Annotated in this window: 16 protein-coding genes and 1 pseudogene; 3 read left to right on the top strand and 14 right to left on the bottom strand. The window is 70.3% G+C overall.

The features are described from left to right. Positions 1-3: 3 nt before the first annotated feature. From ABZ016_RS10080 to ABZ016_RS10035, 10 genes are all read right to left on the bottom strand, one after another. Positions 4-1371 carry an MFS transporter gene (locus ABZ016_RS10080; RefSeq protein WP_356916082.1) on the bottom strand — a complete coding sequence of 456 codons (1368 nt, stop codon included), beginning with the start codon at positions 1369-1371 and terminating at the stop codon, positions 4-6. A gap of 113 nt (positions 1372-1484) precedes the next feature. Further along, complete coding sequence (locus ABZ016_RS10075; RefSeq protein WP_356916081.1) at positions 1485-1898, bottom strand: hypothetical protein; 414 nt, start codon at positions 1896-1898, stop codon at positions 1485-1487. Between the two features lie 98 nt (positions 1899-1996). Continuing rightward, positions 1997-2671, bottom strand: a complete 675-nt coding sequence (locus ABZ016_RS10070) for an HAD family phosphatase (RefSeq protein ID WP_356916080.1) — start codon at positions 2669-2671, stop codon at positions 1997-1999. Between the two features lie 139 nt (positions 2672-2810). After that, positions 2811-4013 carry an acyl-CoA dehydrogenase family protein gene (locus ABZ016_RS10065; RefSeq protein ID WP_356916079.1) on the bottom strand — a complete coding sequence of 401 codons (1203 nt, stop codon included), beginning with the start codon at positions 4011-4013 and terminating at the stop codon, positions 2811-2813. Between the two features lies 1 nt (position 4014). Next, entirely contained in the window at positions 4015-4989 is a 975-nt protein-coding gene (locus tag ABZ016_RS10060; RefSeq protein WP_356916078.1) for a 3-hydroxyacyl-CoA dehydrogenase NAD-binding domain-containing protein, read from the bottom strand. Next, positions 4986-5732, bottom strand: coding sequence for an acetoacetate decarboxylase (locus ABZ016_RS10055; RefSeq protein WP_356916077.1), 747 nt, complete (start codon positions 5730-5732; stop codon positions 4986-4988). Before ABZ016_RS10055 ends, ABZ016_RS10060 begins: the two co-directional genes overlap by 4 nt. Before the next feature lie 7 nt (positions 5733-5739). After that, complete coding sequence (locus tag ABZ016_RS10050) at positions 5740-6516, bottom strand: crotonase/enoyl-CoA hydratase family protein (protein WP_356916076.1); 777 nt, start codon at positions 6514-6516, stop codon at positions 5740-5742. 19 nt (positions 6517-6535) lie between these two features. Beyond that, entirely contained in the window at positions 6536-7705 is a 1170-nt protein-coding gene (locus ABZ016_RS10045; RefSeq protein ID WP_356916075.1) for a CoA transferase, read from the bottom strand. Positions 7706-7848: 143 nt separating this feature from the next. Then, the gene (locus tag ABZ016_RS10040) at positions 7849-8760 is read right to left on the bottom strand and encodes a LysR family transcriptional regulator (RefSeq protein WP_356916333.1); all 912 of its coding nucleotides are present in this window, start codon (positions 8758-8760) and stop codon (positions 7849-7851) included. Positions 8761-8976: 216 nt separating this feature from the next. Continuing rightward, on the bottom strand, positions 8977-9996 hold the full coding sequence (locus ABZ016_RS10035) for an aldo/keto reductase (RefSeq protein WP_356916074.1): 1020 nt from the start codon (positions 9994-9996) through the stop codon (positions 8977-8979). A gap of 136 nt (positions 9997-10132) precedes the next feature. Here ABZ016_RS10035 and ABZ016_RS10030 point away from each other — a divergent pair, with 136 nt between their 5' ends. Further along, entirely contained in the window at positions 10133-10720 is a 588-nt protein-coding gene (locus ABZ016_RS10030; RefSeq protein WP_356916073.1) for a TetR/AcrR family transcriptional regulator, read from the top strand. A gap of 5 nt (positions 10721-10725) precedes the next feature. Here ABZ016_RS10030 and ABZ016_RS10025 read toward each other — a convergent pair whose 3' ends face one another. From ABZ016_RS10025 to ABZ016_RS10010, 4 genes are all read right to left on the bottom strand, one after another. Beyond that, a complete protein-coding gene (locus ABZ016_RS10025; protein WP_356916072.1) occupies positions 10726-11235 on the bottom strand; it encodes an inclusion body family protein in 510 nt (169 codons plus the stop codon). After that, positions 11228-13072 (bottom strand): thiamine pyrophosphate-binding protein, encoded by a 1845-nt coding sequence (locus ABZ016_RS10020; protein WP_356916071.1) that lies wholly within the window; start codon positions 13070-13072, stop codon positions 11228-11230. The genes ABZ016_RS10025 and ABZ016_RS10020 overlap by 8 nt, the downstream gene beginning before the upstream one ends. After that, complete coding sequence (locus tag ABZ016_RS10015) at positions 13069-15126, bottom strand: FAD-dependent oxidoreductase (protein ID WP_356916070.1); 2058 nt, start codon at positions 15124-15126, stop codon at positions 13069-13071. Before ABZ016_RS10015 ends, ABZ016_RS10020 begins: the two co-directional genes overlap by 4 nt. A gap of 342 nt (positions 15127-15468) precedes the next feature. Further along, positions 15469-15825, bottom strand: a complete 357-nt coding sequence (locus tag ABZ016_RS10010; protein ID WP_356916069.1) for a hypothetical protein — start codon at positions 15823-15825, stop codon at positions 15469-15471. A 201-nt stretch (positions 15826-16026) separates the two neighbouring features. Here ABZ016_RS10010 and ABZ016_RS10005 point away from each other — a divergent pair, with 201 nt between their 5' ends. Further along, on the top strand, positions 16027-16431 hold the full coding sequence (locus tag ABZ016_RS10005) for a hypothetical protein (RefSeq protein ID WP_356916340.1): 405 nt from the start codon (positions 16027-16029) through the stop codon (positions 16429-16431). Then, a pseudogene (locus ABZ016_RS10000) lies at positions 16428-16550 on the top strand (DNA-binding response regulator); the annotation flags it as partial. The gene ABZ016_RS10005 and the pseudogene ABZ016_RS10000, both read left to right, overlap by 4 nt. Positions 16551-16557: the final 7 nt, after the last annotated feature.

The raw sequence follows: 16557 nt of genomic DNA, 5'->3' as shown, positions 1-16557 counted from the left end.
TCGTCAGCCGCGGGACCGGGAGGTGTCCTCGTCCAGCGGGGACGCCTCCGAGGTCTCGCGCATCCGAATGTAGACGAGCAGCGAGACCAGGACGCAGGCGGTGACGTAGAAGAAGTACCAGTTCTCGTGCCCGGCGTCCTTGAACCAGAGGGCGACGTACTCGGCGGTCCCGCCGAACACGGCCACGGTCAGGGCGTAGGGCAGGCCGACGCCAAGGGCCCGGATCGAGGTCGGGAACAGCTCGGCCTTCACCACCGCGCTGATCGACGTGTACAGGGAGCTGACGGCCAGCGGCACGACCATGAGCAGGAACGCGTACACGGGGTCGCTGGTGTGGGACAGCAGAGTGAGCGAGGGCACCACCACCACGGTGCCCAGCACCCCGAACGCGATCAGCAGGGGGCGGCGCCCCACCCGGTCCGAGAGCAGGCCCACGACCGGCTGGAGCACGACGAACACGAGCAGCGCGAAGAAGTTGATCCAGGCCGCGGTCGGTTTGGCGATGCCGCTGGTGTTGACCATGAACTTCTGCAGGTACGTCGTGTACGTGTAGAAGAACAGCGTGCCGCCCATGGTCAGTCCGACGACGGTCAGGCACTGCCGCGGGTAGGACAGCAGCAGCCGCAGGCTGCCGCGGGCCGGGCCGCTCTGCCCCTGCTCGCTCTTCTCGCCCTTCTCGCCCTCCTCGGCGGCACGCTCGAAGCTCTCGGACTCGTCCATGCCGCGCCGCAGCCACAGCACGACCACCGCCCCAGCGGCACCGACCACGAACGCGATCCGCCAGCCCCAGGACTCCATCTGCGCGGTGCTGAGCAGCTGTTGCAGGACGATCTGCAGGCCGAGCGCCGTCAGCTGGCCGGCGATGAGGGTGACGTACTGGAAGCTGGAGTAGTAGCCGCGGCGGCCCGGTGAGGCCACCTCGGACATGTAGGTGGCCGAGGTCGAGTACTCCCCTCCCACCGAGAGGCCCTGCAGCAGCCGCGCGGCCACCAGGAGCACCGGCGCGGCGACCCCGATCGACCCGTACGAGGGGGTCAGGGCGACGATCAGCGAACCGGCCGCCATGAGCGTGACCGAGAGCGTCAGCGCCGCGCGCCGGCCCCGGCGGTCGGCGTAGCGGCCGAGGACCCAGCCGCCGATCGGCCGCATCAGGAAGCCGACGGCGAACACCGCGGCGGTGTTCAGCAGTTGGGCGGTCTGGTCGCCGGAGGGGAAGAAGACGGAGGCGAAGTAGACGCTGAAGGCGGTGTACGCGTACCAGTCGTACCACTCGATCAGGTTGCCGATCGATCCGCGCACGATGTTGCTGACGACCCTGCGTTCGCCCTGGCGCGGCTGTTGCCCGCGCGCGGCGGTGGTCGGTGTGGCCATCGGAACTCCCTTGTCTGCGGCCCGGGAGCACACAGGGTCGATGGCGGGAACAGCGCCGCTCAACGGCGTGAACCAAGTCCTAACAGTCTCTTAGGGCGGCGAGACCAGGACCCTCAGGACTCCCGGTCGCTGCCGGGGGCGAGGCGGCGGTAGGCGGCGCGGGCGTGGCGCAGGCGGGCCAGGAGTGTGCCGACGAGGGTGGCGGTGAGCAGACAGGCGAGCCAGGTGGTGTCGCGGTGACCGGCCCAGGTGAGGGTGCCGGCGGGCGGGATGACGAAGCCGTTGAGGAAGAGCCAGCAGAGGACGGCCGTGCCGGGGGCGGCCGTGAAGCGTGCGCACAGGCCGAGCAGGGCGGCCAGCAGGGACAGCGCCGGGAGTGCCATCTCCGGACGGCCGGGTCCCACCACGGTGTTGAGGAGCACCACCAGGACGAGTGCGCCGCCGAAGGCCCCGGCCCAGACCAACGGGGTCGCCACGGGCTTCGGGACGGGCCTGGCTCCGGTGCCCAGGGGCTTCCACTCGATCATGCTGGCGCTTCCTTCCGGTCCTGCTGGCCGCGCGGGTGCTGGTCAGCGTGCCAGGAAGTCACCATCCGCAGTAGCGGCCAAACCGGACAGCGAGTGGGTCAGCGGGGGCCGCCCGGGCCCAGTCCCCCGGCCCAGTCCAGCAGTTCGGGTTCGGCCAGGCTCGTGCCCAGCCAGTCGTGGTCGGGGGCACCTCCGGGCAGGGACGGTACAACCGCCACGAAGAGGCCGGCGGCACGTGCCGCGGCGACGCCCGTGGCCGAGTCCTCGAAGGCGACGGAACGCTCCGGAGCGACGCCGAGCGCCGCGCACGCCGTGCGGTAGAGGTCCGGGGCCGGCTTGGGGGAGCTCACCTCGTCGGCCGCGAACGACATGGGGAAGAAGTCGCGCAGGCCGGCCGACTCCAGTGCCGTGTCGAGGAGTTCCCGCGGGCTGTTGCTGGCCACGGCCACCGGCACGCTCGCCCGGCAGGCGCGCACCAGGTCCACCGCTCCGGGCAGGGCCTCGGCGCCCCGCGCCAACTCCTTGCGTACCCGGGCGAGAAGACCGGCGGCGATCTCCGCGCCCGCTCCGGGCCGTCCGAAGTGCTCGGCCATGGCCTCCCCGGCGGCTTCCAGGGTCCGGCCGAGGACCAGGGCCTTCTCGGCGGGGCCGAACGGCAGGCCGTGGGCCGCGAAGACCGCCGTTTCGGCCACCGTCCAGCAGTCCTCGGTGTTGACCAGAAGGCCGTCGCAGTCGAAGACCACGGCCTCCGTACCGGTGGGCAGCGAGCGCATGAATCCCCCTTTGTTCACGTTTGTTGACGCTTGTTCAGGCTTGTTCACGACGAACGGCAACTCTAGGTCGGGACAACGCGAAACTTCCATGGTCCTGCCCGATATCGGGCAGGACCATGGAAGTTCAGGAGCGGGCGGTTCAGACGAAGGCGCTCTGGCCCGTGATCGACTTGCCGACGATCAGGGTGTTCATCTCGCGGGTGCCTTCGAAGGAGTAGATCGCCTCGGCGTCGGCGAAGAAGCGGGCGATGTCGTGCTCCAGGAGGATGCCGTTGCCGCCGAAGATCTCACGGCTCCAGGCCACGACCTCCCGCATCCGGGACGTGACGAACGCCTTGGCCAGCGAGGAGTGTTCGTCGCGGAAGATGCCCGCGTCCTGCAGCCGGGCGAGCTGCACCATCATGCCCCAGGACGCGGTGATGTTCCCGAGGCTCTTGACCAGCAGATCCTGTACGAGCTGGAAGCCTCCGATCGGGCGGCCGAACTGCTTGCGCTCCCGGGCGTAGTCCAGGGCCAGTTCGTAGGCGCCGATCATGACACCGAGCGCCTGCCAGGCCACGCCCGCACGGGTCGCGCGCAGGATCTCTGCGACGTCGCGGAAGGAGTCGATGTTCCGCAGGCGGTTGGCCTCCGGCACCCGGACGTCGGTCAGGGTGATCTCGGCGTTCTCGACGATGCGGAAGGCGATCTTGCCCTCGATCTTCACGGGGTCGAAGCCGGGCGTGCCCTTCTCCACGACGAAGCCCTTGACGTGGTTGTCGTCCTCGTCCCGGGCCCACACCACGACGTAGTCGGCGAAGGTGGCGTTGCCGATCCACTTCTTGGCGCCGTTCAGTACCCAGGCGTCTCCCTCGCGCCGGGCCGTGGTGCGCATGCCGCCCGCGACGTCGGACCCGCCGAGCGGCTCGGTCATGGCGAACGCGCCGATCTTGTCCATCGCGGCCATCGCCGGGAGCCAGCGGTCGCGCTGCTCCTGGTCTCCGCCGGAGTGGATCGAGTACATCGCCAGGCCGTTGTGGACGCCGAAGAAGGTGGAGACCGAGGCGTCGGTGCGGGCCATCTCCATGGCCATCGTGCCGCTGAGCAGGTTGCTGACGGCGGGACGGTGCTCGCCGTAGCCCTCGTAGGGCAGGCCGGCGAGGCCGCTGTCGCGGAACAGGCCGATGAGCTCGGTCGGGAACGCGTCCTTGGCCCAGTTCTCGTTGACCAGCGGCTTGACCTGGTCGCGCATGAGGGCGCGGGCCTTCAGGAGCAGCTTGCGTTCGTCGTCCGGCAGCAGGGACTCGTAGTTGTAGAAGTCGGCGGTCAGCTGATCCTCGAGCGGTTCCATGGTGGTGGTCATCTCAGTTCTCCTCCTTGTCCGCGCCGTCCAGGGCTGCCAGGACAGCGAGTTGCCTGCGGTCGCGCGCCCCGGTGAGTTCCGGGTACGTGGAGGAGCCGTAGGCCTTTTCCACGGCTTCGATGAGCCGTTCCTGTCGTTCCTCGTTCTGTTCCTCGTTCTGTTCCTCGGTCTGCGACGGGGTGCCGAGTTCCGCCCCCGTCCGCGGCATCGACTTGCCGATGTGCTCGACCAGGTGCCGGTAGCCGCCGGGTCCGCCGCCCAGGTGCGCGCCGAGGAACGGCCCGACCGTGGCCCAGCGCAGGCCCAGCGAGTTGATCACGACCTTGTCGAGGTCCTCCGGTGTCACCACACCCTCCTGGACGAGGTACACCGCCTCGCGGCTGAGGGCGTTCTGGAGGCGGTTGCCGACGAAGCCGGGGATCTCCTTGCGCTCGACGACCGGGGTGCGGCCGACCGAGGTGTAGAAGTCCACCGCGTCCAGCACGGCGTCCTCGGCGGTACGTTCGCCGGGCACGACCTCGACGAGCGGGACCAGGTGCGGCGGGTTGAAGGGGTGGCCGATCAGGACCCGGGCGGCGGCCTCGTCCGGCAGCTCACGGGTGAACGCGCTGGACGGGATCGCCGACGAGGAGCTGAGCAGCAGCGCGTGGCCGGGGGCCTCCCGGACCAGCTTGGCGAAGAGGTCCTGCTTGAACTCGAGCCGCTCGGGGCCGTTCTCCTGGACGACGTCGGCGTCCCGGACGGCCTCGGTGACGCCGTCAGCGAGGTGCACGCGGTCGGCGAGGCCCGTCACGTGCAGGCCGCGGGCGGCCAGATGCGGGGCGTAGGTGGCCAGGGCCTCGTCCACGGCCTCGGCGAGGTCGGGGCGCGGGTCGGTCACCCGGACGGTCAGTCCGTGTGCGGCGAACAGGGTCGCCCAGGACAGTCCGATGGTCCCGGCGCCGATCACCGCGGCGGTGCGGAAGGCGCGGGTCATGACGCGGCTCCCCTCAGGTAGTCGTGGACCGGCTCGACGCCTGCCAGCGTCAGGTCGGTGAGGATGTGGCTCGCGGAGACGACCTCCAGCACCGGCAGGTCGGCCAGCGGGGCGAGCACGTGCTGGAACAGCTGGAGCCGGGCGGGGCCGGTCCAGGCGCCCTTGACGGTGACGTCGGTGATGCGGGTGCGGACGAGTTCCTGCACGCGCGGCAGACCGTCGTAGCCGGGGATCGTCTTGAGCATGAAGGCCGGCACGGTGATCTGTGCCTCGGCCTCGGCCCGGTCCAGCTCGTGGTGCTTGTAGCCCATCGTCGCGGTGGCGACCCGCAGGCCGCCGTGGTCGAGGGTGCCGACGAGCGCGCCGGAGTCGACGTACAGCGCCGGTGAGCCGATGACCTTCGGGTAGGCGGACACCTCGCGGCCGGAGGCGGTCGCCGGGAAGTTGTCGAGGTACATCGCGTGCAGGTACTCGCCGTGCTCGCCCTCGAATGCGACGGGGATCGCCTGGCCGGCCTCGGTGTAGGGGCCGTATCCGCTGACGTCGCCCATCTTCATGACCTCGAAGCGGACCAGCGGCTCGGCGATCCGCAGCGGTTCGGGGACGACGGCGCGCAGCGCCTCGGGGTCGGTGCGGTAGACGACGTTGAGGTACTCGCGGTCGGTGAACCGCGGGGCCATCGGCGCGTACGCCGGACTGGTGAGGGGGGTGGTGACGTGCTGCCGTACGTCTGCGGCCTTCATGTCCGGCTCACCGCCCGGTCCACCGCGCGGGGCGGCGCTCGGCGAAGGCGGTCATGCCCTCGCGCACGTCGTCCGAGGCCATCAGGGTCTTCATCTGGGTGCGCTGGAAGGCGAAGGCCTCCTCCTCGGACGCTCCGTCGGCGGCACGCACGACGCGCTTGACGGCCCTGAGGGCGAGCGGGGCGTTCTCCGCGACCCGTTCGGCGAGGCGGAGCGCCTCGGCGACGGTCTGCCCCTTCGCGGTGACCCGGTTGGCCAGACCCAGTTCGCCTGCCCGGCGGCCGTCGACCGGCTCGCCGGTCAGCAGGAACTCCATCGCGAGGTGGTACGGGATGCGCTGAGGCAGCCGGATCACGCCGCCGCCCGCGGCGATCAGGCCGCGCTTGACCTCGGGCAGGCCGAACCGGGCGTCCTCGGCGGCGACGATCAGGTCGCAGGCCAGGGCCAGTTCGAAGCCGCCGCCCATGGCGAAGCCCTCCACGGCGGCGATGAGGGGCTTGTCCGGCCGGGCCTCGGTCAGGCCGCCGAAGCCGCGGCCCTCGACCTCGGGCGACTCGCCGCGCAGGGCGGCCTTGAGGTCCATGCCTGCGCTGAACGTGCCGCCCTCGCCGGTCAGGACGCCGGCCCGCAGATCGGGGTCGGCCTCCAGCTCGTCGAGTGCGGCGGCCAGCGCGGTGGCGGTCGCCGCGTTCACGGCGTTGCGGGCCTCGGGGCGGTCGAGGGTGATCAGCAGGGTGGAGCCGATGCGTTCGGTGCGCACGACGGGAGGTGTGGGGGTGCTCATGACTGTCCTCCTGGGGCGATCAGCGGGTGGTGGCGTCGAGTTCGGCGAGGACGTCCTCGGTGTCCTGGCCCGCGACCGGCGCCAGACGGCGGATCGAGCCGGGCGTGGCGGAGAAACGCAGCGGGATGCCGATGGTGCGGACCGAGCCCTCGGTGGGGTGCTCGACGGTGTCGAGCAGGTGGCCGTCGCGGACGTAGGGGTCGTCGTGGGCGCGCTCCAGTTCCAGTACCGGCGCCATCGGGATGCTGTGCTTGGCGCAGACCTCCGCCCACTCCTCGGTGGTCAGTTCCGGCGCGCAGACGCCGATCAGCGCGGCGAGGTCCTCGTGGTCGGCGCTGTCGATGGCGTCCCCGGCCACCCGCGGGTCCTCGGCGAGGTCCGGGCGTCCGGCGGCGGTGAAGAAGTCCCGGTAGTTCTGCGGGTTGTACGGGATGACGCAGGCGAGGCCGTCCTTGGTGCGCACCGCCTTGTGGCCCTTGAGCATCGAGAGCGGGAACCCGGTAGGGGCGGTCTCGGGCACGTGGGTGTGTCCCGCCAGGTGCTCGACCAGGTTGAACGCGATCAGCGTGTCCGTCATCGGGATCTCGACGAGCTGGCCCTCGCCGGTCCGGTTCCGGTGCAGCAGGGCGGCCAGCACGCTGTAGGCGATGGTCAGTGAGGAGACCTTGTCGCCGATGATGGTCGGCAGGTAGACGGGCTCGCCCAGCGCGCGGTCGGCGATGTCGACCAGGCCGGAAGCAGCCTGCACGGTCTCGTCGTACGCGGCGTTGCCGGCGCGGTCCGAGTCGCTGCGGAAGCCCTGGGCGTGCGCGTAGACGAGGCCGGGGTTGCGGGCGGCGATGTCGGTGTAGGACAGGCCGAGGCGGTGCAGCGCGCCGGGCCGCATGTTGGTGATCAGCACGTCCGCCGTGTCGATCAGCCGCAGCGCCCGCTCGCGGTCGGTGTCGTCCTTGAGGTTGAGGGCCACGCTGCGCTTGTTGCGGTTGACGTTGAGGTTCAGCGGTGTCATGCCCGGCGTGGTCTTGTAGTGGCCCACGCGTACGGTGTCGGAGGGCGACTCGATCTTGATCACGTCGGCGCCCAGGTCGCCGAGGATCTGGGCGGCATAGGGGCCCATCACCACGGTCGACAGGTCGATCACGCGCACGCCCTCCAGGGGGCCGGCGACGGTGTCCGTGAGGTCCGTCATCACTTTTCCTTCCGTTCCTCGCTTCGCCATGTATGTGTATCTGGAAACTAAGTTAGCAAGCGGGTGTGGGAAACGGAATGACCGAATAACGAAAAGCGGTATGACCGCAGTGGTCATACCGCTTTGTGAAGCGTTCGCGGAGTTTATGCGTGGAGTGGTTCGGCGAAGACCTCCCGGGCGGCGGCGATGACTTCCTCCAGGTCACCGCCGCGCGCCCGGTCCTTGCGCCACAGCAGTCCGGTCTCGAGCCGGGGATGGAAATCCGAGAAGGGCAGGACGGTCACATTGTCGAGACGGTAATTCTGCACCGGGCTCCGCGGATCCAGCATGGAAATGGAAAATGCCAGACCACTGGAGACGATTTCGGAAACTCCCTCGAAAGTGGCACTGCCCAGTTCGATCCGTTTCCGGATGCCGAGCTCGGAGAGCTGCTGGTCGAGCCCGCGGAAGTAGGCGTTGGTCACCGCCGTCGGGGAGCCCGCGTAGGCGAGCTCGGTCAGTTCCGCCAGGGCGATCGACTCCCGCCCCGCGAACCGGTCCCTGGGCACGACCGCGCCGAGCCGCTCCGACATCACCGGCAGCTGTTCCAGGGCCGGGTCGCCGCCGACCGGGAGCCGGGCCAGGGTCAGCGCCAGTCTGCCGTCACACACCGCGTCCACCAGCCGCTCGGTGCCGCCCGGCCAGCGTTTGATCTCGAACCGGTCGGCGACCCGCTCGGCGAGGTCGTCCATCCGGGTCCGCAGGTCCGGATGGACACCGCTGGGCACGCCGAGCAGCAGGGTGGTCCGCCGCGGGCGGGCGGTCTCGTCCAGCCGCCACTGGATGGAGTCGACCTGCTCCAGAATCCCGCGCGCGATCGGCAGCAGCGCGCTGCCGGCCGTGGTGAGCCGCACATGATGGGTGTCCCGGTCGAACAGCCGGTGTCCGAGCTCGTTCTCGAGATCCTTGATCCGCCGGCTCAACGGCGAGGCCGCCATGTGCAGTTTGCGGGCCGCGGTGGAGAAGTTCAGTTCTTGGGCGACGGCGACGAAGTAGCGCAGGTGCAGGAGCTCCACGTCGCTCACCCTAAGGGGTCCTTTCACTATGAGCGGCCGGTCAGGTCGCGTGGTCTGGCGCCGTGCATCGCAAGGCGCCGGAGCGCCTTCGTGGCGGAGCCACGTGGGCGCTCCGGCAACGCGGCGAGGTGCGGTGCCAGGCCGCGCGACCCGGGCGGGCATAGTGAAAGGGCCCCTGTCCGCAGGGCTGGCCGCAGGTGCTGACCGCGCTGCCGGTCAGCGGCGGCGCAGGGCCGGGTCGAGGAGGGCCGGCGGGGTGTCGTACTTCTCGTGCGCGGCCAGGTCGGTGCCGGGGGCCACGATCGCGTCGATCGCGTCGAGGACGTCGGCGGGGAGCACGGTGTCGGCGGCGGCGAGTTGGGCCCGCAGATGGTCGAGTGTGCGGGGTCCGACGAGCGCGCTGGTCACGGCCGGGTGCGCGGTGACGAAACCGAGGGCGAGCTGAATCAGGGTCAGACCGGCCTGGTCGGCGACCTCGTCGAGCCGCTCGACGGCGTCGAGCCGGGCCCGGTTGGCCGGGATGCCGGTGTCGAAGCGCTCCGGCATGAACCCCGAGCGGTGGGTCGTCACGTCCCGGCCCGCGCGGACCGCGCCCGAGAGCCAGCCCGAGGCCAGCGGGCTCCACACCAGGACGCCGAGCCCGTACTCCTCGGCGACGGGCAGGACATGGGCCTCGATCCCGCGCTGGAGGATCGAGTAGCTGGGCTGTTCGGTGACGTAGCGGCCCAGCCGGTGCTCGCGGGCCGCCCACTGGGCCTGCACCACGCGGTACGCGGGGAACGTCGAGGAGCCGAAGTAGCGGATCTTCCCCGCGCGTTGCAGATCGGTCAGGGCCGACAGCGTCTCCTCGTCACTGGTCTCCGGGTCCCAGCGGTGGATCTGGTAGAGGTCGACGTGGTCGACACCGAGCCGGCGCAGGCTGTTCTCCAGCTCGGTGACCAGCCAGCGGCGCGAACTCCCACGGTGGTTGCGCTCGTCGCTCATCGGCATGCCCGCCTTCGTGGCCAGCACGATGTCGTCACGGCGGCCGGCGATGGCCTTGCCGACCATCTCCTCCGACTCGCCGCCGCCGTACATGTCGGCCGTGTCGACGAGGTTGATCCCGGCGTCGAGAGCGGCGTCCACGATCGCGGTGGCCTCGTCCTGACCGGTGCGCCCGATCGCGCCGAAGTTCATCGCGCCGAGCGCGAGGGAGCTGACCTGTACACCGGTGCGGCCCAACGTGCGGTACTGCATGACTGTGCCTCCTGCTCTGGCATCATGGGAAACGGAACGCCGTTCCGGAAGAGACGATACGGAACATGGTTCCGTTTTGGCAAGCAGGTGGTCCGGGCATGGCCGGACGGAGCACGAGGGTGGACGGAGCAGCGCGATGAACCACAGCGACGAGGACGCCGGGCGTACGGCCTCCTCCGGGCGGAAGGACGCCCGGCGCAACAAGGCGGCCCTGCTCGACGCGGCCGCCGCGGCCTTCGTCATCTCCGGCGTCGACGCGCCGGTGCGGGACATCGCGGCCAGGGCCGGAGTCGGGGTGGGCACGATCTACCGCCACTTCCCGACCCGGGCGGACCTCATCGTCGCCGTCTACCGGCACCAGGTCGACGCCTGCGCCGAGGCCGGCCCGGCCCTGCTGGCGGACAGCGCGTCCCCGCACACCGCGCTCGGCCGCTGGATCGACCAGTTCGTCGACTTCCTCGCGACCAAGCACGGCCTCGCCGCCGCACTGCACTCCGACGACAGCGGCTTCGACACGCTGCACGCCTATTTCATCGAACGGCTCGTCCCCGTCTGCGCGCAGCTGCTGGAAGCCGCTGCCGCCGCCGGAGAGATCCGCCCCGACATCGACGCCTACGAGCTGATGCGCGGCGTCGGCAACCTGTGCATCGGGGCGGACACCGATCCCCGCTACGACCCGCGCCGGCTGGTCGGGCTCCTCATCGCGGGACTACGCGGGACCTGACGCCGTCAGGAGTCCTCGATGGTGATGAAGGGGTCCCACTGGAAGTACCCCTTCAACTGGCGGTGGCGGTCCAGGATCTGGAAGGAGAAGTGGTAGACGACCTTGCCGGGCTTCCTGACGGTCGTGCGCCAGTAGTGGTCCTGGTAGCGCTGGGTGTCGAACTCCGGCCGGCCCTCGCCGCCCTCCCTCGGCAGCGGGTAGACACCGTCGATCACCTCGATCTCGGGCGTCCGGATGAGCTGGTGCCGGCTGTCGCTGCTGACGTACCGGTAGAGCAGGGCCTTGTAGTCGCTGCCGAGCGACAGGGTCGTCTCGCGCCACTTGATGGTGTCCCCGGGTTCGGCCCGGAGGTTCAGCTCGGCTCCCGAGGTGCCGACGATGTGGTCGTGCCGGGTGGTCATGTAGATCAGGCTCTCGTCGGCCAGGGTCGGGGCGTCGGGGTTGCGTGAGGCGTTGGGGTTCTGTTCGACGATCGTCGCCGCGTCGAACGCGATCAGGACGTTGAGATCAGCCATGTGCCTGCTCCTTCGGAACCTTGTAGGCCATCGCGCGGGGGTAGTCGTGGCGGTCGAGGCGGACACGGACCAGGAGAGGTCCGGCGTTGACCGGGTCGGCCGGGTCGGTGAGGCGGTCCAGGAGGTCGTCGAGGTCGCGGGTGTCCGTGACGGTGACGCCGTTCGCCGGGGTGTGCCGGCCGGCGAAGACGTCCGCGAGGCGTTCGTAGTGCCAGGGGTGGAGGACGTTGTAGAAGTCCGGTGCGGCGGCGTCCCGGCCGGCGTAGTACTCCGGGTGCACCAGCATCTGCTCGACGCCGTAGAAGTGGCCGTTGTCCATGACGAACACGACCGAGCGGATGCCGAGCCGGGTGTGGGTGGAGAGCTCCTGGCAGGTCTCCTGGAAGGCACCGTCGCCCACGAACACCATCGGGCGGGCGTACTCGCGCCCGGGGGCGAGCGCGGCGCCGGTGGCCGCGCCGACCGACCAGCCGATGGACAGCCAGCTGACCTGTGAGAGGAACCCGCCCGCGGGCAGCGACAGGTTCATCGAGCCGATGAGGGAGAACGCGGCGTCCGAGACGACCGTCCAGTCCTCCCCGCTGTCCTGGTTCAGGAAGTGGTTGATCCGGTCGAAGACGCCGTCGTAGGTGAGGTGGTGCCCGGCCGTGCGGCGGGACCGCGAGGCGCCGACGCTGAGTGCCGCTCGGTGGTGTTCGAGGGCCGCGGGGCGGTCGCCCGGCGAGCCGTGGTGGGCGTAGGACTCGGCGAAGTAGTCGGCGGACAGGCCCCCGGTGCCGTACGCCTTCACGAGCGCGTCCTGGAGGGCCGGCAGCAGCAGTTCGAGCTGGACGTCGGGGAAGTAGGACGTGCCGACGCTGACCCCGCCGTTCGCCGCCATCACCCAGTCGCCGCCGACGCAACTCGCGCCGCCGAGGTTCTTCGACGTGGACCAGGCGCCGAGCCCGATCCGGCAGGTCGCCCAGTCCTTGAAGATCCGGTGCACGTCCGGGTGGCTGGCACCGCCGTTGTACACGCCGTGGAACTGCGGCAGGTCCTCGTCGACGACGGCCTTGGCGCCGACGGTGGTGCAGAACGGCACGCCCGTCGCCTCCACCAGGTCGGTGAGCCGCTCGCCGAGACGGAACCGGTCGATCTCCTCACCGGCCCACACGATCGGCCGGGGCCTGCCGTCCGGGCCCGGGTGTTCCTCGACCAGGGTGAGGACCGCCTGGACGGCCTGGTCCAGCATGTGCCGGCCCCGCGCGCTGAACGGCCGCTCGCGGGGCACGATCGGCGCCCCCGGCTCGGGACAGGGCTCGTCCCACAGGTCCTCCATGACCTCCAGGTAGACCGGCCGGCGCTCGGTGAGGCACGCGGTGAGCGCGGCGTCGATCTGGCCGGGCGCGAGACCCGGGTTGGAGATGACCTGCGCGTCCACGGTCACCTGCCGGTAGACGTCCAGGTTGCTTTCCGGGCGGGGACTCATGTGCGAGGTGAGCAGCCCGAGCGCACGGTAGTTCTGCCACTGCTCGTACGGCGGCGAGGCGTTGACCGCGACGAGCGGGATCCGCTCGACGTAGGCGCCGCCGCAGGCATTGAGGAGGTTGAACGCGCCGACGCTGTAGGTGACCGCGGCCGCGCCCACACCGTGGATGCGCGCGAAGGCGTCGGCGGCCTGGCCCGCACCGCCCTCGGTCGGCGTGCCGACCCACTCGATGTCGCCCTCGGCCCGCAGGGTCGTCAGGAACGGACCGAGGTGGTTGCCGGGAACGCCGAACAGGTGGGTGATGCCCAACTCGGCCAGCCGCAGGGCGAGATAACGGGCGACCGTGCACCCGGGCTCGATCGCGGTCATGAACACTCCCCTTCCCGCCCGGCGCCCGGGGTGGTGACCGGCGGCGCCCGGTGGACGGCGAGGGCGGCGCGGACGGCGCTCTCCAGGGCGCCCTCGATCCAGGCGTGCTTGAGGGAGGTGTGCTCCCCGGCGAAGTGCACCGGCCCCTCGGGCCGGGAGACGTCCAGGTGGAAGCTGGTCATCTGGTGCGCGGTGTAGATCGCGGCCTCACCGAAGGCGTACGGGTCCCGCGCCCAGCTCTTGGTGGCGCCGCGCCCGGTGAAGAACACCTCGATACGGCGGCCGTGCAGGGCCTGGAGGTTGCGCAGGGCGTAGACGTAGCGCTCGGCGCCGCGCATGGAGTCCCAGCGGGCGGCGTCGTCGGACCAGCAGTACGAGGCGAGCACGACACCGCCGGAGCTGCCCTCGACCGGATGCGACGGGTAGTACATGAACCGGTTGGGGTTGTCGGCGGCCGAGCCCCCGCCGAAGCAGTGGGTCGCCGGGCGGACGGCGGGGCCGCGCAGCGGCAGGCCGCTGTTCAGCTCCCGCATCTCCTCGGTGACGCTGCTGTCCTTCACGGCGGCGCCGAGGAGCCCGGTGGCCGTGCCGGCGAACGTCAGGGTGGGACCACTGTCCGTCTCGGCGAGCGTCAGGTCCGGCGCGGCCTGCCGGTAGTACTCGTACAGCCCCGGCCCGATGCGGTCCAGCTCCTCCCGCCACTCCTCCTCGGTGAACTCCCACCACCGGTGACTGAACTCCAGCAGCACCTTGGTGGCCTGGTCGTAGTGGGTCTCGATGACGGCCCGGCGCTTCTTGTACGACATCGAGGGGACGATCTCCACGAAGCGCAGCGCGGAGAACGGGACGGTGACGATCGCCAGGTCGGCCGTCCACAGGCGCGGCGGGGCCTGTGGATCGTTCTCGGCGACGGTCTGCACGGCCACGCCCCAGCTGTCGGGCCCGACCACGCCGGTGCCCTCGGGATCGGTGTCGCGGCTGGGGTCGTGGTACTCCAGGCGGATCATGCGGTGTCCGAGCCGCACCTCGTCGCGCAGCCCCTCGTGCAGCGCGTGCGGCAGGCGCCAACTGCCTCCGGGTATTTCCCAGTAGCGGACGGCCGGGTTGATGTCGCTGCGGCTCAGGAAGCTGTGGAAGAAGGACAGGTGGAGCCGCGAGGACATGTTCTCCAGGGTTCCGACGGCCTCGATCGCCTCGTCGCTGAGCCCGGCGTGGTCACGCAGGAAACCGCCCATCGAGTAGCCGTCGAAGTCGCGGATCACCCGGGCCCAGCCCTCGACCCACTCGTCGAACGGCTTGTTGACGCGTTGGCCGTCGACGACGTCCGAGTAGTAGTCGCGCACGCATTCCAGCGCGTCGTCGACCAACTTCACCACGGGCGCCCGGACTTCGTCCCCGGTGAGGTGGAAGCCCTCGTTGACGCGCTCCGGGCCGGCGGCGTAGTCGGCCCGCCGCACCTGGACGCGGTTGACCCGGATCCAGGAGTTGCCGCGCTTGTCGGGCGCGCGGAAGTCGGGGCTGTCGTCGCCGTAGGTCCAGGTCCGGCCGGTGAAGGAGGTGTACGTCACCGGGGGCACGGGGACGTCGGGCCCGCTGCCGGTGCCGGGGTCGACGTCGACGTTGTGGAACTGGCGGCGGCCGAGCCCGAGTTTGTCGACCAGGGCGAGGACGAGCGGGTGGAAGTCGGGCAGCCGCATGGCACCGGCCTCGGCGTACTGGGCCGGGTCGTCGAAGGGCTGGTGGTGCTTGGTGGCCCGGAAGGTCTTGATGCGTCCGCCGACCCGGCTGGCGTTGGCCTCGAGGACGGTGACGTCGTGGCCGGCGTCCTTGAGCAGCCGGGCGGCGACGAGGCCGGTGATCCCGGCGCCGATCACGAGGATCTTCTTGCGCGGGTGAGGGGTGTGGCCGAGGCGGCCCGTGTCGATGAGGGTGTGCAGGTAGTCGAGCTTGAGGTCCTGGCCGTCCGGCCCGACGAGGAGGAGTTCGCGGGCGAGCTTGAGACAGGTCTGCCAGCGCGCACGGGTGGCGGAGTCGTCCCGAGGTGAGTCGGTCATAGCCTGCGATCGTAGATATGCCGGAACGATTTCCCGCTTTCCCTGTGGGACAACGTCCTGAAATCACTGATCGCACGCACCGACGGGAATTCGACACGTCCGGCTGCCCCCTGCGAGAACGGTTGCTTCAGCAGGGACGGAGGGGAAGGAGAGGCGAAGCCGGTTCGAAAGCCCATTCGCGGAATGTGGACGTCCTGCAATCAGCGAAGGTCGCGGTTCACGCCAGCGGAACGGCCACGGCGCGCGGCCCATCGGCCGGTTCCCGCCGTCGCGCCCGGGCGGACAACAAGGCCGGGGCCCGCCCCATGGGTGAGGCAGGCCCCTTGCCGGTCGGCGCAGTCCCTAGGCGAGGACGATGCAGGTGGTAGGAACCCAGCCCTTGGTCCCGTTGTAGGAGATGTAATCCCACTGGTCACTGCCCTGGCCGCACTTGTCGTCGTACCACTTCGCCTTCTCGTTCTTGAGGCTGCAGCCGGCCTTCCCCTTCGGGAAGAGGCCCAGCGCGGTCCCCGAGACGCTCTTGGTCTTGCGGATCTTGACGCTTTCACGCGCCTTGATCTTCTCGCCCTGGCACGCGGCAAGCGTGGAAACCTGGCCGGAGGAAGCGGTGGCCGCCGGAGCAGCGACCGCCGGGGCCGAAGTGAAGGCGACACCAGCCAGCGCCACCGCACCCAACACGCCCATCATCTTCTTACGCATGAAACCCCGTTTCTCCGAAATGCATCAGTCAATTGGAAACTTATCACTCCGGTATTGACGTGTGATCAGAATGCGAGCCCAGAACGGAAAGAGCTTGTGCGAATTCAGTGAAATTGAACGCAGATCGGGGCGAACACAGCGGGTGGGTCGTTGTTTGAACCGAACCCGTGGGACGAGCCGTAGTGAGGAGAGGGGTGTCGAATGCGCAGGAGTACGGGCGTCGGGATCGTGGTCGTCGCGCTGGTGCTGACGGTCGGAGGGTGTGGGGGCGGCGGGACGCACGAGAACGGCGGCACGGCAGCAGCCGAGGCGACACCGGGCCGGTCGGCCGACCCCGCCGGCCCGCTGCCCGAGGCTGCGGACGGCAGGGACTACGGCGCCTGCTCGGACGGTGCGTGCCAGGTGCTGGTGACCTCCACCGCCGACATCACGGCGAACGGGACGGACGTCCATGTCACCGTGGACGGCTCCGTCACCTTCAGGACACCGGGCACCCTCACGAACCTCGGCGGCCAGGGCAGCGTGGCCCAGTTCGGCTCCGGCCTGAAGGTGAAGGTCGTCGCGCAGCACGGAAAGGGCGCCGTGCTGGAGTTCGCCGTCCCCTGAGCGCGGACGCCGCCGTCGCCAAGCACATCGCGAGCATCCTCCAGAAGCTCGACCTCCCCCCGTCGGCCCCGGACGACCACCGCCGCGTGCTGGCGGTCCTGGCGTACCTGCGGACCTGAGAACCGC

The organism is Streptomyces sp. NPDC006372 (assembly GCF_040612515.1).
Taxonomy (GTDB): Bacteria; Actinomycetota; Actinomycetes; order Streptomycetales; family Streptomycetaceae; genus Streptomyces.
The sequence above is the reverse complement of the archived record's forward strand: the minus strand, read 5'-3'. Positions and strand labels throughout refer to the sequence as shown.

Coding starts and splice junctions, on each gene's coding strand:
- ABZ016_RS10080 (WP_356916082.1), bottom strand. CDS start 1,371: ATGGCCACACCGACCACCGCCGCGCGCGGGCAACAGCCGCGCCAGGGC.
- ABZ016_RS10065 (WP_356916079.1), bottom strand. CDS start 4,013: ATGACCACCACCATGGAACCGCTCGAGGATCAGCTGACCGCCGACTTC.
- ABZ016_RS10075 (WP_356916081.1), bottom strand. CDS start 1,898: ATGATCGAGTGGAAGCCCCTGGGCACCGGAGCCAGGCCCGTCCCGAAG.
- ABZ016_RS10045 (WP_356916075.1), bottom strand. CDS start 7,705: ATGACGGACCTCACGGACACCGTCGCCGGCCCCCTGGAGGGCGTGCGC.
- ABZ016_RS10030 (WP_356916073.1), top strand. CDS start 10,133: ATGAACCACAGCGACGAGGACGCCGGGCGTACGGCCTCCTCCGGGCGG.
- ABZ016_RS10070 (WP_356916080.1), bottom strand. CDS start 2,671: ATGCGCTCGCTGCCCACCGGTACGGAGGCCGTGGTCTTCGACTGCGAC.
- ABZ016_RS10025 (WP_356916072.1), bottom strand. CDS start 11,235: ATGGCTGATCTCAACGTCCTGATCGCGTTCGACGCGGCGACGATCGTC.
- ABZ016_RS10010 (WP_356916069.1), bottom strand. CDS start 15,825: ATGCGTAAGAAGATGATGGGCGTGTTGGGTGCGGTGGCGCTGGCTGGT.
- ABZ016_RS10055 (WP_356916077.1), bottom strand. CDS start 5,732: ATGAAGGCCGCAGACGTACGGCAGCACGTCACCACCCCCCTCACCAGT.
- ABZ016_RS10050 (WP_356916076.1), bottom strand. CDS start 6,516: ATGAGCACCCCCACACCTCCCGTCGTGCGCACCGAACGCATCGGCTCC.
- ABZ016_RS10060 (WP_356916078.1), bottom strand. CDS start 4,989: ATGACCCGCGCCTTCCGCACCGCCGCGGTGATCGGCGCCGGGACCATC.
- ABZ016_RS10005 (WP_356916340.1), top strand. CDS start 16,027: ATGCGCAGGAGTACGGGCGTCGGGATCGTGGTCGTCGCGCTGGTGCTG.
- ABZ016_RS10035 (WP_356916074.1), bottom strand. CDS start 9,996: ATGCAGTACCGCACGTTGGGCCGCACCGGTGTACAGGTCAGCTCCCTC.
- ABZ016_RS10015 (WP_356916070.1), bottom strand. CDS start 15,126: ATGACCGACTCACCTCGGGACGACTCCGCCACCCGTGCGCGCTGGCAG.
- ABZ016_RS10020 (WP_356916071.1), bottom strand. CDS start 13,072: ATGACCGCGATCGAGCCCGGGTGCACGGTCGCCCGTTATCTCGCCCTG.